Here is an 18,797-nt window from a genome sequence, read left to right as displayed (position 1 = left end):
GGTCCACCATGAAATACATCGTGTGGTCCATGGCCCTGGCGGCTAGTCTGGCCTGTGGGCTGGCTGGCGCACAGGCGCAGCCAGCTGCGCCAGACGCAGAGGCAGCGGCCCCCTCGGCGCCCGCTACCGTCACCGCGCCCGCTGCCGTGGGCGGCGTGCAAAGCCAGAACATCTTTCAGGTCAAACCCGACGCCAGCGCTGACCCCAAATACGCGGAACAGAGCAACGGCGAACGCATGAAGGTGCAGCCCGGTAACAACGCGCCCATGTGGCGCCAGGTCGGGCAGGGCGTGACGGGCTACAGCAGCCTGCCGGTGACCCAGGCGCCCGAGGCGGGCAACCTGATCCAGCGCTTTGTGCAGTACCCCGGCTCGCGGGTGACCAACGCGGGCGAAGCCTGGCGGCAGGTGCGCAACAACTGGATCATTCCGTACGGTGGGTCGTTGCTGCTGATCGTGGCGGGTGCGATTGCGCTGTTTTACTGGCGCAAGGGCATGATCATGTTGCACGGCGCCGAGACGGGCCGCAAGATCGAGCGCTTCACGCCCTTCGAGCGGTCGGCACACTGGGCGAATGCCATTGCTTTCGTGGCCCTGGCGTTGTCTGGCCTGGTGATGGCGTTTGGCAAGTTCTTCCTGCTGCCGGTGATGGGCAGCACGCTGTTTGGCTGGCTGACCTACGCGCTCAAGAACGTGCACAACTTTGCGGGTCCCTTGTTCGCGGTCTCTCTGATCATCGTGTTCTTCACGTTTGTGAAAGACAACCTGCCCACCAAGGAAGACATCACCTGGATCGTGAAAGGCGGTGGTCTGCTGTCGGGTCACGAGGTTCCTTCGCATCGCTTCAACGCGGGCGAAAAGGTGGTCTTCTGGGCTGGCGTGCTGGGGCTGGGCTTCATCGTGGTCGCCTCGGGGTTGGTGCTCGACAAGCTGATCCCCGGCCTGATCTATGAGCGCGGCACCATGCAGATCGCACACATGGTGCATGCCGTGGCGACGGTGGTGATGATGGTGATGTTCATGGGCCACATCTACATGGGCACCGTGGGCATGCAGGGCGCCTACAAGGCCATGCGCACGGGTTACGTTGATGAGACCTGGGCCAAGGAGCACCACGAGCTGTGGTACGACGATATCCAGGCTGGCAAGATCCCCAAACAGCGCAGCGCGACCACCCCCGCCGGGGAAGCCGCTGCAGACAAGCCCGTTCAGGCATGAGGCGCTCCATGACAACAATGCAATTCCTCACCCCCAAAACCGTGGTGGCCCTGTGTGCCGCCGGCTTGTGCACGCTGGCGTCCGCCAAGCTGCCGGCTCCATCCCCCGAGGCCGCTGCCAAGGCCGCCGAAGCTGCCGCCAAGGCCGCATGGGCCGGCAAGGTGGACAACTACAAGCTGTGCCTCTCGCAAGACAAGGTGGCTGCGCACTACCGCAAGACCACGCCCTCGGCCAAACCAGCGGCTGCGGGTGGAGCTGCTTGCGCCGATCCCGGCCCCTTCGCCTACACACCGCCAGCCGCCAAACCGGCCGAGGCCGCAGGCGCCCATTCGCCACCAGGCACGGCCAGCAGCCCTCCGAGCACGCAGGTGCCCGCAGCAGCGGCTGCGCCAGCCTCCAAGTCCTGACGCACACTGTCGCTTCAGGCCACGGGCCGCGTTCCCTTGTGGGGCGCGGCTTTTTTGTGGGCGGTGGTGCGAAGGGTGCCTGGCGGGGCCCACATGCCGGGGCACTGTGGCGCAACCACTTCGCAACCTATTCCCTTTCGCCCACCGCTGGCGTGTCGCACTGCGTATATTTGCCCCATGAGTTCTTCATCTGCCCCTTCCGGCTCGTCCATGCCCGCGCTGCCGCGCTTGACGCGGGCCCATGCACCGCTCACCCACGCGGTGGAGATCGTGAATGAGCTGGGCGAGCGCGAGCAGGTGCAGATCCCGGCCGAGCGTCCGTTGACGATTTATGTGGACAAGCGCGAGCTCGTCACGCTGATGACATTGGGTGCGCAACCGGAGTTGCTGGTGCTGGGCTACTTGCGCAACCAGCGGCTCGTCGAGTCGGTGTACGACATCGAATCCATCACGGTCGACTGGGAGGTGCATGCGGCCGCCGTGCGCACGCGCCACGGTATTGCGCGCATTGAAGAGCGCACGGCTAGCAAGGTCGTCACCACGGGCTGCGGGCAAGGCAGCGTGTTTGGCGGGCTGATGGACGAAGTGGACCGCATTCAGTTGCCCGACGCCCGCCTGACCCAGGGCCAGCTTTACGGCATCGTCAATGCGATTCGCCTCAAGGAGACCACCTACAAGTCGTCCGGCTCGGTCCACGGCTGCGCGTTGTTCCAGGGCGAAGAGTTGCTCACCTTTGTGGAGGATGTCGGACGCCACAACGCCATCGACACCATCGCCGGCTGGATGTGGATGAACCCTGAAAAGCCTGCGTCAGGCGGCGCCGCTGAAGGCTCCACGCCCGTTCCTATGTCGGGGGCAGACAAGGTGTTCTACACCACGGGCCGCCTCACCAGCGAGATGGTCATCAAGTCCGCGCAGATGGGGGTGCCCGTCGTGGTGTCCCGCAGCGGCATGACACAGATGGGTCATGCGGTGGCCCAGCAGTTGGGCCTGTGCGCCATCGGGCGCGCGACCAATCGCCGCTTTGTCTGCTACAGCGGTGCGCACCGCCTGGTTCTGCAGCCGGAGCTGGCGCAGGCACCCGTTGTGCCACCCGTGCAGAGTGCTGGCCCACGCTGAGGCCCAGAGGCGCTGGGCGTGCACCGCCGGATGGGGGCAGGACGAAAAAAAGCCGGCGTCTGAGCGCCGGCTTTTCGTTGTGGATCGTCAGGGCTTAGTAGCGACCGCCGCCAAAGCCGCCGTTGCCATAGCCAACGTCCGAGCGCTTGTTGGTGTTGTAACCCGAGGCGCTGTAGCCGCCGGCACCGCCGGTGGTTTCACGGGGGCGGGCGAGGTTGACCACGATCGAGCGTCCATCCACGGACATGCCGTGCAGTGCGCTGATGGCGGCCTGGGCCACTTCGGCATTGGCCATTTCCACGAATCCAAAGCCTTTGGAGCGTCCGGTTTCGCGGTCCATCATGACCTTGGCGGAAGACACGCCGCCGAACTCGGCGAAGTTGCTTTCGAGGGTGGCGTCGGTCACGGAGTAGGGCAGGTTGCCCACGTAGATTTTGCTGCTCATGGAAGAGCCTTTCTGAGATGCGGTGCGCACGAAAAGCGTACCGTGGGGAGACAGCTGCGCGCGCCGGCTGGCCTGGCAACTGAAGGGGTGGAATGGGGTGACTGGTGAAAACGATCTGGCGTTGGCAGATCAATCCATCAGCACACAGGCGGGTGCGCCATGCAGGTCTGGAGCCAGCCCTGGGTGACTGCAAAGAGCCGCGCCGCCTCGCGCGAGGCAAAGGCTTTGTCAAAACGGAATACGCGGCAGTAGCTGCCGTTGCCTGCGGCGCGCTGGACCGAGAAGGAGGCGCGAAAGCCGCCGCAGTCGGTTGGGTGTGTCGCGGGCGAAACGACGTACTGGCCCATGGAAATGGCGTTATTTGAAATCTGGTGCATTCGGGAACGCAGACCTGCACAGGCTTGCGTGAGCATCGAGGGACTCGGTGGGCTGCAGCTCTTCAGACCCACTGGGCGACAAGCGTCGCCGAAAGCGGCCTACCTGGGGCGTTGAAATCGCGTGGAGGCAGGGGTTGCGATGACGGCTCGCGTTGTGAGCGGTAACTGCAACAAGTCGAATTATGCTCCATAAGTTATTTAATATCAAATCAATATTATTTCTAGTTTTATTTTGCCGTTGGGAAGGCCCTTGCCAGCGGTACCAGCGCCGGGGCAATGGCGCCATGGACCAGGCTATGGATTGCTCAGCTCAGGGGCTCGCGGAGTGGCGCGCAGCCTCCGTGTTTCGACTGCGGTCATGCGCATCAAGACGTCAACCTGCGATGGCATGATGCGCGCATGAAAGACCTGAACGCCAGCAGCAGCACCTGGGCCGACACGTTACCCAGCCAGTGGGGCCCCGAGTTGGCCCACACGGAAATTGAAGTTCCTTTGGGCCGATCGCCGCAAGACCCGCCGCCATCGCTGGTAGGCAGGGCGGCTCTTGCGCCGGAACGCCTTTCGCTGTGGGGCTGGATGCGCGAGGGATTGCGCGCGGCCTTGTTCCTTGCGCCGCGCACGGGGGCCGCAGCGCCTACGCCCTGGCAATTGCTGGTGCTGTCGCTGATCAGCGCGGCGCTGCTGGTGGGGGCCGCACGGTGGCAGGTGGTGGGCCCTGCGCAGTTCAGCCTGCGGGGTTGGCTTGCACCCATGTGGAGCGGCCTGGTGCTGCTGTGGCTGGCATGGTGGGCCATGGCGCCCGCACAGCGAGCGCTGGCCCTGGCGGGCGAGCCTGGGTCCCTCGGCCTTTCCGGCGGATTGGCGGCCTGGTATGTGCTCTCGGCGTGGGCCCCTCTGGGCCCCTTGCTGGTGCTGTATGTGTTGATGGGGATGGCGGTTCACCAGCCGGAGTGGTGGAGCGGCGCGGTGGCCAGCATCGTTTTCTGGGTCGCCTATGGTGTGCTCACTGTGTGGGTGCTGGCCGCCCTGGTGGTTGTGAGCGCACGCTTCATCCGCTCCCGTGTGCGAACCGCGGTGTTTGGGCTGGTGATGGCCGCAGTGGTGGGCGTGGGCATGTGGCAGTTTCAGGACCAGCCCTGGGAGGAGGACGCCCAGGCGCTGGCGGATGCCTCTGCGCAGTCTGCCGACGGTGCTCCGCCTCCGGACCCTGCACACCTGACGCTGTCACAGGGCCTGTTTGAAGACCAGCAGCTGCTGTGGCAACAGCAGGTGGAGGCCTTGGCGCCAGAGCGCCCTGGGGTGACGGATGTGTACGGGCTGGTGTTTGCCCCCTATGCAGATGAAAACGTGTTCCGCCGCGAAAGCAGCATGGTCAGCACGCTGCTGCAGGAGCGGTTTGACGCCCAGGGGCGGGTGCTGCACCTGCTCAACCATGCGGACACTGCGAAGACCCACCCGTGGGCAACGCCCGAGAACCTGCAGCGCGCCATTGGGGCCCTGGCCGCACGCATGGATCGTGAGCACGATGTGCTGGTGATCTACATGACCTCGCACGGCGCGCGCAACCATGAGCTGGCGGCGTCGCATTGGCCGCTGGAGGTGCCGCCGGTGACACCCGAGATGCTGCGTGCAGCGCTCGATGAGGCGGGCATCCGCAACCGAGTGATCGCGGTGTCCGCATGCTTCTCCGGAGGCTGGATCGACCCGCTGGCCACGGACAGCACCCTGATCATGACGGCGGCCGATGCCACCCACACCTCGTATGGCTGCGGCAGGTTGTCGGAGCTGACCTTTTTTGGCCGCGCGGTGTTTCACGAGCAACTGCGCCAGACCCATTCTTTTACCGAGGCATTTGCCAAAGCGGTTCCGCTGATCCAGCAGCGCGAGGTCGAGGCCGGAAAAGTCGATGGCTTCTCGAACCCGCAGATCCGCGTGGGCCCGAAGATCACCCCGGTGTTGCAGGCACTGGAGCAACGGCTGCAGGCGCTGGCGACCAACGCCACCAACGAAATCCCCTCCTTGGCAGCGGACACGGCAGAACCGGCGCTGTCGACGGCTGCGGCGACCGCGCCCGCTGCCACCCCCGCCGCGCGGCCGTGAAGGTTGGCCTTGATCCGGGACTAACACCCCACACACCGCCAGCCCGTTTGCTTTGCGCTAAGGTCCGCCCATGAACCTGTCTTTCTTGCGCCTTGGCTGGCGCACCCTGGCCCGGGACCTGCGTGCGGGCGAGTTGCGCCTGCTGATCGTGGCCGTCACCCTGGCCGTGGCCGCGCTCACGTCAGTGGGGTTTTTTGCGGACCGCCTGCAAGGGGGCCTGCAGCGCGATGCCCTGCAACTGCTGGGGGGTGATGCAGTGGTGGCCAGCGACAACCCGACGCCAGCCGCTTTTGTGGAGCGCGCCAAGGCGCTCGGGCTCCAGTCGGTGACCACGCTGGGCTTTCCGACCATGGGCCGCGCGAGCGATGCGCAGGGTGGTGCCAGCAAGCTGGTGGCACTCAAGAGCGTGCAGCCGGGCTACCCGCTACGCGGCAGCCTCACGGTGGCGGATGCTCCTGGCGCGCTGGAGCAGCCGACGCGCGACATCCCGGCGCCCGGCGAGGTGTGGGTGGATGCGCCGCTGCTCGAATCGCTGAACCTTGCCATGGGCGACAAGCTGTTGCTGGGTGATGCACAGCTGCGCATTGCGCGCATCATCGTCATTGAGCCGGACCGGGGCGCGGGCTTCATGAGCTTTGCGCCGCGGGTCATGGTCAACGAAGGTGACCTGCCCGTCACGGGCCTAGTGCAGCCGGCCAGCCGCCTGACGTATCGCTTTGCCGTCATCGGCCCGGCGCCTGCCATCCAGGCGTTCAACGAGTGGGCAGTGGCCGAAGCCAAAAAACCCGAAGTGCATGGCGTGCGCGTGGAGTCGCTGGAAAGCGGCCGCCCCGAAATGCGCCAGACGCTGGACCGCGCCCAGAAATTCCTGAGCCTGGTGGCGCTGCTGGCTGCGTTGCTCTCGGCCGTGGCCGTGGCGCTGGCCGCGCGCGGGTTTGCGGCCGAGCACCTCGACGCCTCGGCCATGTTGCGCGTGCTGGGGCAGAGCCAGCGCACCATTGCGGGGGCCTACACCACCGAGTTCGCGCTCATTGGCCTGTTTGCCAGCTCGCTGGGTGTTGCGCTGGGCTACGTGGTGCATTACGCCTTCGTGCTGCTGTTGGCGGGCCTGGTGGAGTCGGCCCTGCCGCCGCCCAGCCTGTGGCCGGTGGTGTTTGGCCTGGGCATGGGGCTCACGCTGTTGTTGGCGTTTGGCCTGCCGCCGGTGCTGCAACTGGCGCAGGTGCCGCCGCTGCGGGTGATCCGGCGCGATGTGGGCGGGCTCAAGCCTGCCTCGCTGGCGGTGCTGGGAGTCGGCATAGCGGGCTTTGCGGCGCTGTTGCTGGCAGTGAGCAGCGACATCAAGCTGGGGCTGATTGCTGTCGGCGGCTTCGCGGGGGCGGTGGCGCTGTTTGCGGGGTTGTCTTGGGTGGCAGTCAAGCTGTTGCGCAAGAGTGTGATCGAGGCCACGGCCCCGCGCTGGCTGGTGCTGGCCACGCGGCAGATCTCTGCACGCCCGGCCTATGCCGTGGTGCAGGTCAGCAGCCTGGCCGTGGGCTTGCTGGCCCTGGTGCTGCTGGTGCTGCTGCGCACCGACCTCATCAGCAGCTGGCGCAAGGCGACGCCGCCCGACGCGCCCAATCGCTTTGTCATCAACGTGATGCCAGACCAGTCCGAGGCGTTTCAGCAGACGCTCAAGGACAGCGGCGTGGCGCGCTACGACTGGTACCCCATGATCCGGGGTCGCCTGGTGGCCGTGAACGGCAAGCCGGTGGGCCCCGACAACTACACCGACGACCGCGCCAAGAGGCTGGTGGACCGTGAATTCAACCTCTCCAACGCCCTGGAGGCACCGCCCCACAACCAGGTGGTGGCCGGACGCTGGACGCCGGGTGAGGAGGGCGCCATCAGTGTGGAAGAAGGTATTGCCCAAACTTTGGGCCTGCAGTTGGGGGACCGCTTGCAGTTCGATATGGGCGGTGTACAGGACGAGGCCCGCATCACCAGCCTGCGCAAGGTGGACTGGGGCTCCATGCGCGCCAACTTCTTTGTGATGTACCCGGTGGCAGAGGTCAAGGACGTTCCGGTCACCTACCTGGCCGCCTACCGCGCCCCCGAGACCCACGGTTTTGACAATGCGCTGGTGCGCCAGTTTCCCAACATCACCAATGTGGACATGGGCGCCACCATTGCCCAGGTGCAGCGGGTGCTGGAACAGGTGATCCGGGCGGTGGAGTTTCTGTTTGCCTTCACGCTCGCGGCCGGGCTGGTGGTGTTGTTTGCCGCCGTGACCGCCACCCGCGAAGAGCGTGCACGGGAGTACGCCATCATGCGGGCCGTGGGTGCCCGGGCCAGCCTGCTGCGCCAGGTGCAGCGGGCCGAACTGGTGGGCGTGGGTCTGCTGGCGGGCTTTCTGGCCAGTGCCGTGGCCGTGGGCGTGGGCTGGGCACTGGCCCGCTACGTTTTTGACTTCACCTGGACGGCTGCTCCCTGGGTGCCGCTGGCGGGGGCACTGGCAGGCGCAGTGCTGGCGCTGGCTGCGGGCTGGTGGGGCCTGCGTGAGGTGCTGCTGCGCCCCGTGGTGGATACGCTGAGGCGCGCCGCTGAATAACGCGCTGGCACACAGGTCCAGTGCACTGCCTGGACAGGCGGTGGGTCTCATGGGGCGGCTTTTGCCGCCCTCGGTGGCAGAGCACGTTCTTTGGATGTTTAGCCGGCCCGCCGTCCAGACAATGCCTGGCCGACCACACAACGCCCGCACGCGGAGCAAGGGGTTGCGGAACGTTGCCCCCTAGGGCTGATATTTGCGCAAAACGGGCAATAGCGCCGGTTGAATATACACTGTTAGCTATCAAATAAATAGCGAATGCGTGCCAATGCGCTGACTGCGTTTACCGCATTTTTGCCGCTCCGGGCCTAAAAAATCGCTTTTTGGGCCACCGGTGCGACAATAGAGGGCTAAATGACAAGTTCCTTTTCCAATCTATCGCTGGCTGAGCCGCTGGCGCGCGCCGTAGCCGAAATGGGCTACGAGTCCATGACGCCCATCCAGGCGCAGGCCATCCCGGTGGTGCTCACCGGCCAAGACGTGATGGGCGCCGCCCAGACCGGCACCGGCAAAACGGCTGCCTTCTCGCTGCCCCTGCTGCAGCGTCTGCTCAAGCACGAGAACAGCTCTACATCCCCTGCGCGCCATCCCGTGCGCGCCCTGGTGCTGCTGCCCACCCGCGAGCTGGCGGACCAGGTGGCCCAGCAGATCGCCCTGTACGCCAAGCACACCAAGCTGCGCAGCACCGTGGTGTTTGGCGGCATGGACATGAAGCCCCAGACCATCGAACTGAAAAAGGGCGTCGAGGTGCTGGTGGCCACCCCCGGCCGCCTGCTAGACCATATTGAAGCCAAGAACGCGGTGCTCAACCAGGTCGAGTACGTGGTGCTCGACGAGGCGGATCGCATGCTGGACATCGGCTTCCTGCCGGATCTGCAGCGTATCCTGAGCTATCTGCCCAAGCAGCGCACCACACTGCTGTTCAGCGCCACTTTCTCGCCCGAGATCAAGCGCCTGGCCAGCAGCTACCTGCAAAACCCCATCACCATCGAGGTGGCCCGCCCGAACGAAACGGCCTCCACCGTGGAACAGCGCTTCTACAGCGCTAACGACGATGACAAGCGCCGCGCCATTCACCAAGTGCTCAAGACCCGTGGCATCAAGCAGGCGTTCATCTTCGTGAACAGCAAGCTCGGTTGCGCCCGTTTGGCGCGCAGCCTGGAGCGCGAGGGCCTCAAGACCGCCGCGCTGCACGGCGACAAGAGCCAGGACGAGCGTCTGAAGGCGCTGGAAGCCTTCAAAAAGGGCGAAGTCGATCTGCTGGTCTGTACCGATGTGGCCGCGCGCGGCCTCGACATCAAGGACGTGCCTGCGGTGTTCAACTTCGACGTGCCGTTCAACGCCGAAGACTATGTGCACCGCATCGGCCGCACGGGCCGTGCGGGCGCGTCGGGTTTGGCCGTCACGCTGGTGTCGGGCAGCGATGCCCGCCTGGTGGCTGACATCGAGAAGCTGATCAAGAAGAAGATCGATCTCGAAGCCATCGAGTACGAAGAAGACCGCCCTCGCGGCCGCATCAATGACGGCCGCCGCGCATGGCGCGAATCGGGCGAGGCCGGAGACCCGCGCGATGTGATTCCCGCCGCCGTGCGCGAACGCAACGAGCGCCGCGAGCCGCGTGAACACCACCGAGGCTTCCGCCCAGCGGTCGCATCGCGTGACCCCTTCTTCGAAAAGCCTTACGAACCCAGCAATGCGGATACCGCCCCCGCCTGGGAGGCCGCAGCCAAGTCGCCCGCGCGCAGCAGCATTTCGGCCAACATCAAACCCAAGCGCAAAGTGGCCGCCTTGTTCAAGGCTGTGCAGCCAGAAACCTCCACGCAATAAGCGCAAGCGCTCTCTTTGCGCTGACTGCCGTCTTGCCTGTCCCGGGCTTGTTGTCTGCCCGGGCCTCTCATCTCCCTAGCGCCTGCTCTCTCTAGCCCGGCTGCTGCGCCTGTTCGCAGTGCACCTGCAGCAGCTCGCGGTCAGCCAGCGTCTTGCCAAAACGCACGGCGCTCAGGCAGCCTCCCCACACACAGCCGGTGTCCAGGCCCAGCAGGTCGCTGCGGTTGAGCCACCCCAGCGTGGACCAGTGGCCAAAGGCCATCAAGGTGCCAGCGGTGCGCCGACCCGGCACGTCAAACCAGGGCATCAGGCCCTCCGGGGCGGCGCTGGCGCTCTCGGTGCTCTCAAAATCCATCACCCCACCCGATGAGCAAAAGCGCATGCGTGTCAATGCGTTGACGATCACACGAAGCCGGTCTGTGCCCGTGAGGTCGTCATCCCAGTGATCGGGCGTGTTGCCGTACATGGCGTGCAGAAAGGCGGGCAAATCCGGGCTGCGCAGCACATCCTGCACCTCCTGCGCGCGCACCAGCGTGTCTGCGGTGCTCCAGGCAGGGACCACGCCCGCATGCACCATCAGCAGGGTCTGACCGGAATGCTCGTGGGACCGCGCCAAGGGTTGATGACGCAGCCATTCGAGCAAAGCGCTGCGGTCCGGGGCGTCGAGCACCGAGGCCAAGGTATCGCGGCGCGACGGCTTGCGCGCGCCATGTGCGGCAGCGAGCAAGTGCAGGTCGTGGTTGCCCAGCAGGCAGCGGATGGCATCCCCCTGCTGCATGCAGCGGCGCAACGCGGCGGCGGAGTCGGGGCCGCGGTTGACGAGGTCCCCGAGCAGGTACACCGTGTCCCGGCTGGCAGAAAAGCCGATGGTGTCCAGCAGGCGCCCCAGAGCGCCGTCGCAGCCCTGGACGTCGCCGATACAGTAAATAGCCATGATGGTTTGGGGTCGTAAAGGGTGTGGAGTGAAGCCTTGATTTTCTGCTGAGGCGCAATGGGCTTCACGCGAGGCTTTTCACGTGGAGCACTGCCCCTCACTGCGCAGTGGGTGTTGGGGAGCGTGGGTTGCCTGGATGGGCGCAGGCGTGTCTGCTAACCCAGGGTGTGCCAGCATATTCAGCCCCTTGCCCGAGGGAGATAGCGCACGCCATTACATCGCAGCCGCATTTTGATGGCAGAAGCTGCGCGTTTATCTGCCGTAGACGAAAAGAGGATGTGTATGGGCTGGATATTTCAAGCGCTGGGGGTGTAGGCCAGCGCATTGACCTGTATGGGTGCAGATCCGAAGTGCTCTTTGAAGTTTTTACGGGGCTTTGCGCCAGGAGATAGCTTTCTGATAAATATGCAGGCCACATTTCTGTGGTTTCTTAATGCAGAATTTTTACCGCGGCATGTGGCATGCCTCCTGTTATTCATATAATCGCCAAGTCTCCAACCCTAATTCCTTATTCAGACACCATGACCAGCTACAAAGAACTTTTGAAGCAGCGTGAAGCCCTTGAGCAACAAATCAGCGAAGCCCGTCGCCGGGAATTGGCGGATGCTGTGTCCCAAGTTCGCTCTCTGGTGGCCGAATATGGTTTGACCGCCCAGGACGTGTTTCCAGCCGTCAAGGCCGCTGGCAAGACCGGCCGCAGCTCCACGGCGGGCACCAAGGTGGCTCCCAAGTACCGCGACCCAGCCACCGGCCAGACATGGACGGGCCGTGGTAAAGCGCCCAAGTGGATTCAGAACGAAAACCGCGAAAAGTTCGCCATCTGAGAATCAGCACCCCTGTGCCCAAAAATAACCCGCTACTGCGGGCTATTTTTTTGGGCGTGGCATGGTTGGAGGTTTTGGGGCATGGCTATCGCGTCCCTTCCAGCATCTGGAGTACCGGTACATCCCATCGCCGCTAAAATCCGCATGCTGCTCTTATTGGGGGTTATCGCGATGCAGGCTGCGCAGGCCTCAAGCCGACCATCGTGCCAAACAAGTGTCGGCTTGTTGTCGGCACTCGGGCCCTGGGTGGTCAATCCGCAGCATATTGCTGCGCCATCTCCCGCAGTACTTGCGCGGTAAATGCATCGGCCGGGAAAAACGATTCCACGGCCAGTTCCTGCAAGGTCACATCCACCGGGGTGCCGAATATGGTCGTGGTGCTGATGAGGGACAACATGCCATGCACGCTTTCAAAAAAAAACGGCATCACGACTCCCAACATTTCTCCGGCCATGACGAGCGGGGGCGATTCCTCGGGTGCGGGATATTCGAGCAGTTCTGCCTGTAGGGCCAGCAAGGCGGGGTCGGCCGTGGCATGAATCTGCTGGCGCAGGCGCTCGAAGAGGTGGTGGCGCCATTGCGCCAGATTGGCGATGCGTGAGGCCAATCCGTCCGGGTGCAGGCTCAGGCGAAATACGTTGACTGGGGGCGCGAGCAGTTCGGGGCTGACATGTGCAGCCAGCAGGGCTTGTGCAGCGCGGTTAGCGGCCACCACGTTCCAGCAGCGGTCAAGTGCGATGGCGGGGCAGGGTTCGTGGCCCTTGAGGACCAATTCCACCGCCTGGCGCGCGGCGGCCAGTGCCGGGTCGTCCAGCGCGCGCTCGCGGTACATGGGGGCGTAGCCAGCCGCCACCAGCAGTGTGTTGCGCTCGCGCAGCGGGATGGCCAAGCGCTCGCACAGGCGCAGCACCATGTCGCGACTGGGGTTGGTGCGGCCGGTCTCCATGAAGCTCACGTGCCGCGTGGAGATGTCCGCCTCGTCGGCCAGCTCCAGCTGGCTCAGGTGCCGCTGCTGGCGCCAGGTGCGCAGGTGGTCCCCAAAACTGGCGGGCCCAGGTGTTACAGCGCGGTGCGGCAGCGGATGGCGCGGGGTGCGGCGGGAGGGCGTGGAAGGTGTGGACGTCATGCCCAGCATCCTAGGCCCAAGCTGCGCAGCGGCCATTACCTGGCACGTTATCGACGCCATGCGCCTCGGCGGCAACCATGCAGGCTTCTTCAACCCTCCAAGGAGCTTGTCATGTTCAACCTGCTGTCTTCCCCCGCCTTCTTGCGTGCCCTGGTCTGGTTCGATGCGTCCACCGGGCTGCTGCTGGGCGCTTTGCATTTGCTGCTGACGGCGTCATTGGCCGAATGGCTGGGGCTGCCGTCCGGCCTGCTGGTGGTGTCGGGCGTCTTGCTGCTGGGCTACGCAGCGCTGGCCACCCGCATTGCCCGTGCGCACACTTTGCCGCGTGGCAGCCTGTGGGTGCTGATCGTTGCCAATTTCGGGTGGGCGCTGGCCAGCCTGGCGCTGCTGCTGGGCAATGCCGTCGCACCCACATTCCTGGGCCAGGCCTATCTGGTGGTGCATGTGGTTTCGGTGGCAGTCATTGCCGAGCTGCAGTGGATGGGGGTGCGCCGCATGCCTGCATGGGCTGCAGCCTAGTGGGCAATTGCTATAAATTTAATAGCTATCAGGGCATGTTCATGTAGCGCTTGGGCGACTTTTTCCTTGAAAAGGTGGGTAACGCGTCGCCTGAGCCCCTCCGATGGGCCTGTGGGCACGGGGGCACATACCCCCAGCGATTGCACCGTCATGGGGGACTGCCAGAATAGGCGCTGTCGCCTTTTCATCAAGGAGTTCGCCATGGCCTCATCGCCCAAGCCGCCAGCCACCCCATCGTCCCGGCCCGCACGCCACGCGTTTGCCAACACGCTCAAGGGCTTCAAGACCGCATCGGGCAAGGAGGGCAAGTTCTACTCCCTGCCCGCGCTGGCCCAGCAGTTCCCGCAGATCCAGCGCCTGCCGGTGTCGATCCGTATCGTGCTCGAATCGGTGCTGCGCAACTGCGATGGCCGCAAGGTGACGCCAGAGCATGTGGAGCAACTGGCCCGCTGGGCGCCCAATGCCGAGCGCAAGGACGAGATCCCCTTCGTTGTCTCGCGTGTGGTGCTGCAGGACTTCACCGGCGTGCCGCTGCTGGCCGACCTGGCCGCCATGCGCAGCGTGGCCGCCAAGCTGGGCAAGAACCCCAAGAAGATCGAACCCCTGGTGCCCGTGGACCTGGTGGTGGACCACTCCATCATGGTGGACCACTACGGCAAGAAGAATTCGCTCGACCTGAACATGAAGCTCGAATTCCAGCGCAACCGCGAGCGCTACGAGTTCATGAAATGGGGCATGCAGGCCTTTAACACCTTTGGCGTGGTGCCACCGGGCTTCGGCATCGTGCACCAGGTCAACCTCGAATACCTGGCGCGCGGCGTGCACAAGCGCAAAGATGGCGTCTACTACCCCGACACCCTGGTGGGCACCGACAGCCACACCACCATGATCAACGGCATTGGCGTGGTCGGCTGGGGCGTGGGTGGCATCGAGGCCGAGGCCGCCATGCTGGGCCAGCCCGTGTATTTCCTCACCCCCGATGTGGTGGGCTTTGAGATGACGGGCCAGCTGCGCGAGGGCGTGACCGCCACCGACCTGGTGCTCACGGTGACCGAGCTGCTGCGCCAGCACAAGGTGGTGGGCAAGTTCGTCGAATTTTTCGGTGAAGGCACGCGCACCCTGGCGTTGCCCGACCGCGCCACCATCGGCAACATGGCGCCCGAATACGGCGCCACCATGGGCTTCTTCCCGGTCGATGAAAAGACCATCGACTACTTCAAGGGCACCGGCCGCACCAAGGGCGAAATCGAAGCCTTCGAGGCCTACTTCAAGGCCCAGGGCCTGTTTGGCGTGCCCCTGGCCGGCGAGGTGGACTACTCGCAGGTCGTGACGCTGGACCTGGGTAGCGTGACGCCCAGCCTCGCAGGCCCCAAGCGTCCGCAAGACCGCATCGAACTGGGCAAGGTCAGCAGCCAGTTTGCCGACCTGTTCAGCAAGCCCAATGCACAAAACGGCTTCAACCGCCCGGCGGAGCTGTTGCACACGCGGTTCCACATCCACCGCGCTGCAGAGGTGGTGACTGATGTGACCCCCGACGGCAAGCCCACACCCGCCGGGGCGCCGCGTTCGGTGGTGGAGATGGAGGCCAACAAACCCGCGCTGGCCACGGCCCGCGACCACGCCCAAGCCACCACGCTGCCCAGCAAGGGGGCCGACCCCACGGTGGGCAACGGCGATGTGCTGATTGCCGCTATCACCAGCTGCACCAACACCAGCAACCCCAGCGTGCTGCTGGCCGCAGGCCTCTTGGCCAAGAAGGCGGTGGAGGCGGGGCTCAAGGTGCAGCCGCACATCAAGACCTCGCTGGCCCCCGGCTCGCGCATCGTCACCGAATACCTCACGCAGACCGGGCTGCTGCCGTACCTGGAAAAGCTGGGCTTCGCGCTGGCGGGTTATGGCTGCACCACCTGCATCGGCAACGCGGGCGACCTCACGCCCGAGCTGAACGAGGTCATTACCAGCAACGACCTGGTGTGCGCAGCCGTGCTGTCGGGCAACCGCAACTTCGAGGCGCGCATCCACCCCAACCTCAAGGCCAACTTCCTGGCCAGCCCGCCGCTGGTGGTGGCCTACGCCATTGCCGGGACCGTGCTCAAGGACCTGATGACCGAGCCGGTGGGCCAAGGCAAAGGGGGCAAGGACATCTACCTGGGAGATATCTGGCCCAGCAGCGACGAGGTCCATGCACTGCTCAAGTACGCCATGAACGGCAAGGCCTTCCGCGAGAACTATTCCAAGGTGGCCTCCGACCCCGGCAAGCTGTGGGAGAAGATCAAGGGCGTGAGCGGCACGGCCTACACCTGGCCCGCCAGCACCTACATTGCCGAGCCGCCGTTTTTTGCGCAGTTTGCGCTCGACCAGGGCGCGGCGGCCGTGTCGGCCGTGCACGGCGCGCGCATCATGGCGCTGTTTGGCGACTCCATCACCACCGACCACATCTCGCCTGCGGGTTCCATCAAGGAGAGTTCGCCCGCCGGCCAGTGGCTGCTGCAGCACGGCGTGCAAAAGGCAGACTTCAACAGCTACGGTGCCCGCCGTGGCAACCATGACGTGATGGTGCGCGGCACCTTCGCCAATGTGCGCATCAAGAACCTGATGATCCCGCCCACCGCCGATGGCTCGCGCGAGGAGGGTGGCGTCACGGTGTTCCAGAACGAGGGCGCGCTGCAGGGCGAGAAGATGTTCATCTTCGACGCTGCCATGCAGTACATGGCGCAGGGCACGCCCACCGTGATTTTTGCGGGGGAAGAGTACGGCACTGGCTCCAGCCGCGACTGGGCCGCCAAGGGTACCCAGCTGCTCGGCATCAAGGCCGTGGTGGCGCGCAGCTTCGAGCGTATCCACCGCTCCAATCTGGTGGGCATGGGGGTGCTGCCGCTGCAGTTCAAGGCGGGCGATTCGTGGGAAGCGCTGGGCCTGACGGGCAACGAGGTGATCGACGTGGTGCCCGACGCTGCACTCACGCCGCAAAGCGATGCGCGCCTGGTCATCCACCGGGCCGATGGCACGCGGCAGGAGGTGACGGTGACCCTGCGCATCGACACCCCCATCGAGGTGGACTACTACCAGGCCGGGGGTATCCTGCCCTTTGTGCTGCGCCAGCTGCTGGAGGGGTGAAAGGGGGCCACCGCGCCCGGTGCTGATGCGTGCGCGCAACGCCGGGACGGGGCTTCGGCCCCGTTTTTCATGGGGCGAGCGCTCTGGTTATTTCCTTACGCGTAGATACACTTGTGACGTTGTGCGGCCATTTCGCCGGCACTGCCTTTCACCCCTTTGCCCATGCCCCCTCCCACCAGCTCTCCGACCGCGCGCATGCCCTGGTCGGATGCGCCCGCCATCACCGTGGTGTTGGTGGTGGCATTGCTGGCGCTGGTGGTGGTGCCACTGGCGCAGATGCTGGGCGATGGGGCAGGCGCGCAGCACGGGCTGGAGCCGCTGCTGGAGCTGGTGGCGGTGCTGCTGGGGTTGCTGGTGGTGTCCGTGTCGCTGCATGCCCTGCAGGCGCAGGAGCAGGCGCGCGCCAATGTGCTGGTGGCGGGCTTTGGCGTGGCGGCGGCCTGCAACTTTCTACACGGCGTGCTGGTGCATTCCGGCCCCGTGCACATGCCCCCGGGCAGCGCCGACATGTCGCTGTGGCTGAGCAGTTGGGCGCGTGTGGCCGAGGCGCTGACCCTGGGGCTTACCGCTACGCGCTTGTCGGCCCCCGGCCCGGCCCGTGCGTGGCTGGCGGCAGCGGGGGGCGTCACGCTGGTGCTTGCGGGGTCGGCGCTGGGGCCGCTGCCCCACTGGTTTGCCCATGCTGCAGACGGGGCCTTGCGCCAGGTGGTGGCTGTGGGGCTGGCCCTGGCACTGGCCGCCAGTGCGGTGTTGCTGTACCGCCGCAGCCACAGCGAAGAGGCGCCGCGCGAGCGCCTGTTTGCCTGGGCGGCCGGTGCCTTCGTGTGCGGCGAGGTGACCGTGGGCGCGCTGGGCGGGCATTCGACGCTGGGTGGGGTCTTGTCCCATGGCTTTCGGGTGGTGGCGTATGCGCTGCTGTACCAGGCGGTGTTTGACGCAAGCATTCGCCGCCCGTTTGCACGCATCCAGGAGGCCGAAAGCCGTTTGCGCGAGAGCGAGGGGCGTCTGTCACTGCTCGGGCGCAATCTGCCGCACAGCGTGTTGTTCCAGATCGTGCGCGAGCTCGATGGCCGGGTGCATTTTGTGCACATGGGAGACGCCATCGAGCGGCTGAACGGTGTGCGGGTCGAAGACGTGCTGCAGGACCCGCGCGTGCTGTACCGGCAGATCCTTCCGGAAGACATCGACCGCCTGCGCCAGGCGGAGCGCCAGTCCTACCTGTCCATGACCAGCTTGGAGGCGGTGTTTCGCGTGCGCCGCACCGACGGCCAGGTGCGCTGGATGCACCTGAGTTCGTCGCCGCGCCGGTTGCAGGATGGCCGGGTGCTGTGGGACGGCGTGCAGACCGACATCACCGCACACCATCAGGCTGAAGAGGCCGCGCACGCCCAGCAGGCGCTCATGGCCAACACGCTGCGCCATGTGCCGGGCGGTGTGTCGCGGATCGACCGGGACTTGCGCGTGCTGTACGTCAATGAGCAGCAGGCCCGCTGGCTCTACACCACGCCCCAGGAGCTGGAAGGACAGCTGCTGCAGGATGTGATCCCTCCCGAAGTGTTCGCGCGCATCCACCCGCACCTTGAAAAGGCCTTTGCGGGCGAGACGGCGGTGTTTGAGAACCGCATTGATGGCCCCGACGGCACCCAGTTCCGCCACACCACCATCGCCCCCGAGAGCGTGACGGCGCAAGGGGTGGCCGCCGTGGTGCTGTTTGCCTACGACTTGACGGCGCTCAAGCGTATCGAACAGGAGCTGGCCCAGCAGAAGGCGCACCTGGCTAGCGTGGTCAACGCCATGCCGGACATGGTGTTCATGAAGGACACCAACGGGGTGTACCTGGCGGTCAACCCGGTGTTTGAGCGTTTTGCCGGCCGGCCGGAGAGTCAGGTCGTGGGCTGCAGCGACTTTGACCTGGTGGCGCCCGCCGACGCCGAGCGCTTTCGCAAATACGACCAGCGCGCCATGCAGGCCTGGCAGCCGCTGGTGTACGAGGAGACGCTCACCTTCGCGGAAGACGGCTACCAGGGCCAGTTCGAGACCATCAAGACCCCCATTCGCGACTTGCACGGCCGCGTGACGGGCATCCTGGGCGTGTGCCGCGACATCACCGACCGTAAACGTGCCGAGCAAGAAATCGAACGCCTGGCCTTCTACGACGCGCTCACGGGCCTGCCCAACCGCCGCCTGCTCCTGGACCG

General features: G+C 65.3%; 14 protein-coding genes. 10 read left to right on the top strand and 4 right to left on the bottom strand.

What is annotated here, in order from left to right; genetic code table 11:
* The first annotated feature begins 8 nt into the window (after positions 1-8).
* From ACT531_RS10160 to ACT531_RS10150, 3 genes are all read left to right on the top strand, one after another.
* Positions 9-1,217 carry a formate dehydrogenase subunit gamma gene (locus ACT531_RS10160; protein WP_476017345.1) on the top strand — a complete coding sequence of 403 codons (1,209 nt, stop codon included), beginning with the start codon at positions 9-11 and terminating at the stop codon, positions 1,215-1,217.
* Between the two features lie 17 nt (positions 1,218-1,234).
* Positions 1,235-1,624 (top strand): hypothetical protein, encoded by a 390-nt coding sequence (locus ACT531_RS10155; protein ID WP_015015424.1) that lies wholly within the window; start codon positions 1,235-1,237, stop codon positions 1,622-1,624.
* Between the two features lie 177 nt (positions 1,625-1,801).
* Positions 1,802-2,743 (top strand): formate dehydrogenase accessory sulfurtransferase FdhD, encoded by a 942-nt coding sequence (locus ACT531_RS10150; RefSeq protein WP_476017344.1) that lies wholly within the window; start codon positions 1,802-1,804, stop codon positions 2,741-2,743.
* Between the two features lie 94 nt (positions 2,744-2,837).
* Here ACT531_RS10150 and ACT531_RS10145 read toward each other — a convergent pair whose 3' ends face one another.
* The gene (locus ACT531_RS10145; RefSeq protein WP_476017343.1) at positions 2,838-3,188 is read right to left on the bottom strand and encodes an RNA recognition motif domain-containing protein; all 351 of its coding nucleotides are present in this window, start codon (positions 3,186-3,188) and stop codon (positions 2,838-2,840) included.
* A gap of 137 nt (positions 3,189-3,325) precedes the next feature.
* The gene (locus tag ACT531_RS10140; protein ID WP_210436255.1) at positions 3,326-3,565 is read right to left on the bottom strand and encodes a hypothetical protein; all 240 of its coding nucleotides are present in this window, start codon (positions 3,563-3,565) and stop codon (positions 3,326-3,328) included.
* 399 nt (positions 3,566-3,964) lie between these two features.
* On the opposite strand from ACT531_RS10140, the gene ACT531_RS10135 reads away from it, so the two are divergent.
* From ACT531_RS10135 to ACT531_RS10125, 3 genes are all read left to right on the top strand, one after another.
* Positions 3,965-5,665 (top strand): C13 family peptidase, encoded by a 1,701-nt coding sequence (locus ACT531_RS10135; RefSeq protein ID WP_476017342.1) that lies wholly within the window; start codon positions 3,965-3,967, stop codon positions 5,663-5,665.
* Between the two features lie 70 nt (positions 5,666-5,735).
* Positions 5,736-8,255 (top strand): ABC transporter permease, encoded by a 2,520-nt coding sequence (locus tag ACT531_RS10130; RefSeq protein ID WP_476017341.1) that lies wholly within the window; start codon positions 5,736-5,738, stop codon positions 8,253-8,255.
* Between the two features lie 351 nt (positions 8,256-8,606).
* Positions 8,607-10,079, top strand: coding sequence for a DEAD/DEAH box helicase (locus ACT531_RS10125; RefSeq protein WP_060986511.1), 1,473 nt, complete (start codon positions 8,607-8,609; stop codon positions 10,077-10,079).
* A gap of 91 nt (positions 10,080-10,170) precedes the next feature.
* Here ACT531_RS10125 and ACT531_RS10120 read toward each other — a convergent pair whose 3' ends face one another.
* Positions 10,171-11,013: a symmetrical bis(5'-nucleosyl)-tetraphosphatase gene (locus ACT531_RS10120; RefSeq protein ID WP_476017340.1), complete on the bottom strand. Its 843-nt coding sequence runs from the start codon at positions 11,011-11,013 to the stop codon at positions 10,171-10,173.
* Positions 11,014-11,534: 521 nt separating this feature from the next.
* On the opposite strand from ACT531_RS10120, the gene ACT531_RS10115 reads away from it, so the two are divergent.
* Positions 11,535-11,837 carry an H-NS histone family protein gene (locus ACT531_RS10115; RefSeq protein ID WP_060986513.1) on the top strand — a complete coding sequence of 101 codons (303 nt, stop codon included), beginning with the start codon at positions 11,535-11,537 and terminating at the stop codon, positions 11,835-11,837.
* A gap of 250 nt (positions 11,838-12,087) precedes the next feature.
* Here the strand turns inward: ACT531_RS10115 and ACT531_RS10110 are convergent, their stop codons facing one another.
* Positions 12,088-12,963, bottom strand: coding sequence for a helix-turn-helix domain-containing protein (locus tag ACT531_RS10110; RefSeq protein WP_476017339.1), 876 nt, complete (start codon positions 12,961-12,963; stop codon positions 12,088-12,090).
* Positions 12,964-13,074: 111 nt separating this feature from the next.
* Here ACT531_RS10110 and ACT531_RS10105 point away from each other — a divergent pair, with 111 nt between their 5' ends.
* From ACT531_RS10105 to ACT531_RS10095, 3 genes are all read left to right on the top strand, one after another.
* Entirely contained in the window at positions 13,075-13,482 is a 408-nt protein-coding gene (locus tag ACT531_RS10105; RefSeq protein WP_476017338.1) for a hypothetical protein, read from the top strand.
* A gap of 201 nt (positions 13,483-13,683) precedes the next feature.
* A complete protein-coding gene (locus tag ACT531_RS10100; RefSeq protein WP_476017337.1) occupies positions 13,684-16,599 on the top strand; it encodes an aconitate hydratase in 2,916 nt (971 codons plus the stop codon).
* A 162-nt stretch (positions 16,600-16,761) separates the two neighbouring features.
* Positions 16,762-18,797: PAS domain-containing protein (locus ACT531_RS10095; RefSeq protein WP_476017336.1), on the top strand; the 2,036-nt coding region annotated here is incomplete at its 3' end.

Source organism: Acidovorax sp. DMC1 (assembly GCF_056314325.1).
The sequence above is the reverse complement of the archived record's forward strand: the minus strand, read 5'-3'. Positions and strand labels throughout refer to the sequence as shown.

What these genes read in the sequence shown, in the direction of transcription:
- ACT531_RS10105 (WP_476017338.1), top strand. Translation starts at nt 13,075, where the DNA reads ATGTTCAACCTGCTGTCTTCCCCCGCCTTCTTGCGTGCCCTGGTCTGG.
- ACT531_RS10115 (WP_060986513.1), top strand. Translation starts at nt 11,535, where the DNA reads ATGACCAGCTACAAAGAACTTTTGAAGCAGCGTGAAGCCCTTGAGCAA.
- ACT531_RS10145 (WP_476017343.1), bottom strand. Translation starts at nt 3,188, where the DNA reads ATGAGCAGCAAAATCTACGTGGGCAACCTGCCCTACTCCGTGACCGAC.
- ACT531_RS10130 (WP_476017341.1), top strand. Translation starts at nt 5,736, where the DNA reads ATGAACCTGTCTTTCTTGCGCCTTGGCTGGCGCACCCTGGCCCGGGAC.
- ACT531_RS10120 (WP_476017340.1), bottom strand. Translation starts at nt 11,013, where the DNA reads ATGGCTATTTACTGTATCGGCGACGTCCAGGGCTGCGACGGCGCTCTG.
- ACT531_RS10160 (WP_476017345.1), top strand. Translation starts at nt 9, where the DNA reads ATGAAATACATCGTGTGGTCCATGGCCCTGGCGGCTAGTCTGGCCTGT.
- ACT531_RS10100 (WP_476017337.1), top strand. Translation starts at nt 13,684, where the DNA reads ATGGCCTCATCGCCCAAGCCGCCAGCCACCCCATCGTCCCGGCCCGCA.
- ACT531_RS10125 (WP_060986511.1), top strand. Translation starts at nt 8,607, where the DNA reads ATGACAAGTTCCTTTTCCAATCTATCGCTGGCTGAGCCGCTGGCGCGC.
- ACT531_RS10110 (WP_476017339.1), bottom strand. Translation starts at nt 12,963, where the DNA reads ATGACGTCCACACCTTCCACGCCCTCCCGCCGCACCCCGCGCCATCCG.
- ACT531_RS10140 (WP_210436255.1), bottom strand. Translation starts at nt 3,565, where the DNA reads ATGCACCAGATTTCAAATAACGCCATTTCCATGGGCCAGTACGTCGTT.
- ACT531_RS10150 (WP_476017344.1), top strand. Translation starts at nt 1,802, where the DNA reads ATGAGTTCTTCATCTGCCCCTTCCGGCTCGTCCATGCCCGCGCTGCCG.
- ACT531_RS10155 (WP_015015424.1), top strand. Translation starts at nt 1,235, where the DNA reads ATGCAATTCCTCACCCCCAAAACCGTGGTGGCCCTGTGTGCCGCCGGC.
- ACT531_RS10135 (WP_476017342.1), top strand. Translation starts at nt 3,965, where the DNA reads ATGAAAGACCTGAACGCCAGCAGCAGCACCTGGGCCGACACGTTACCC.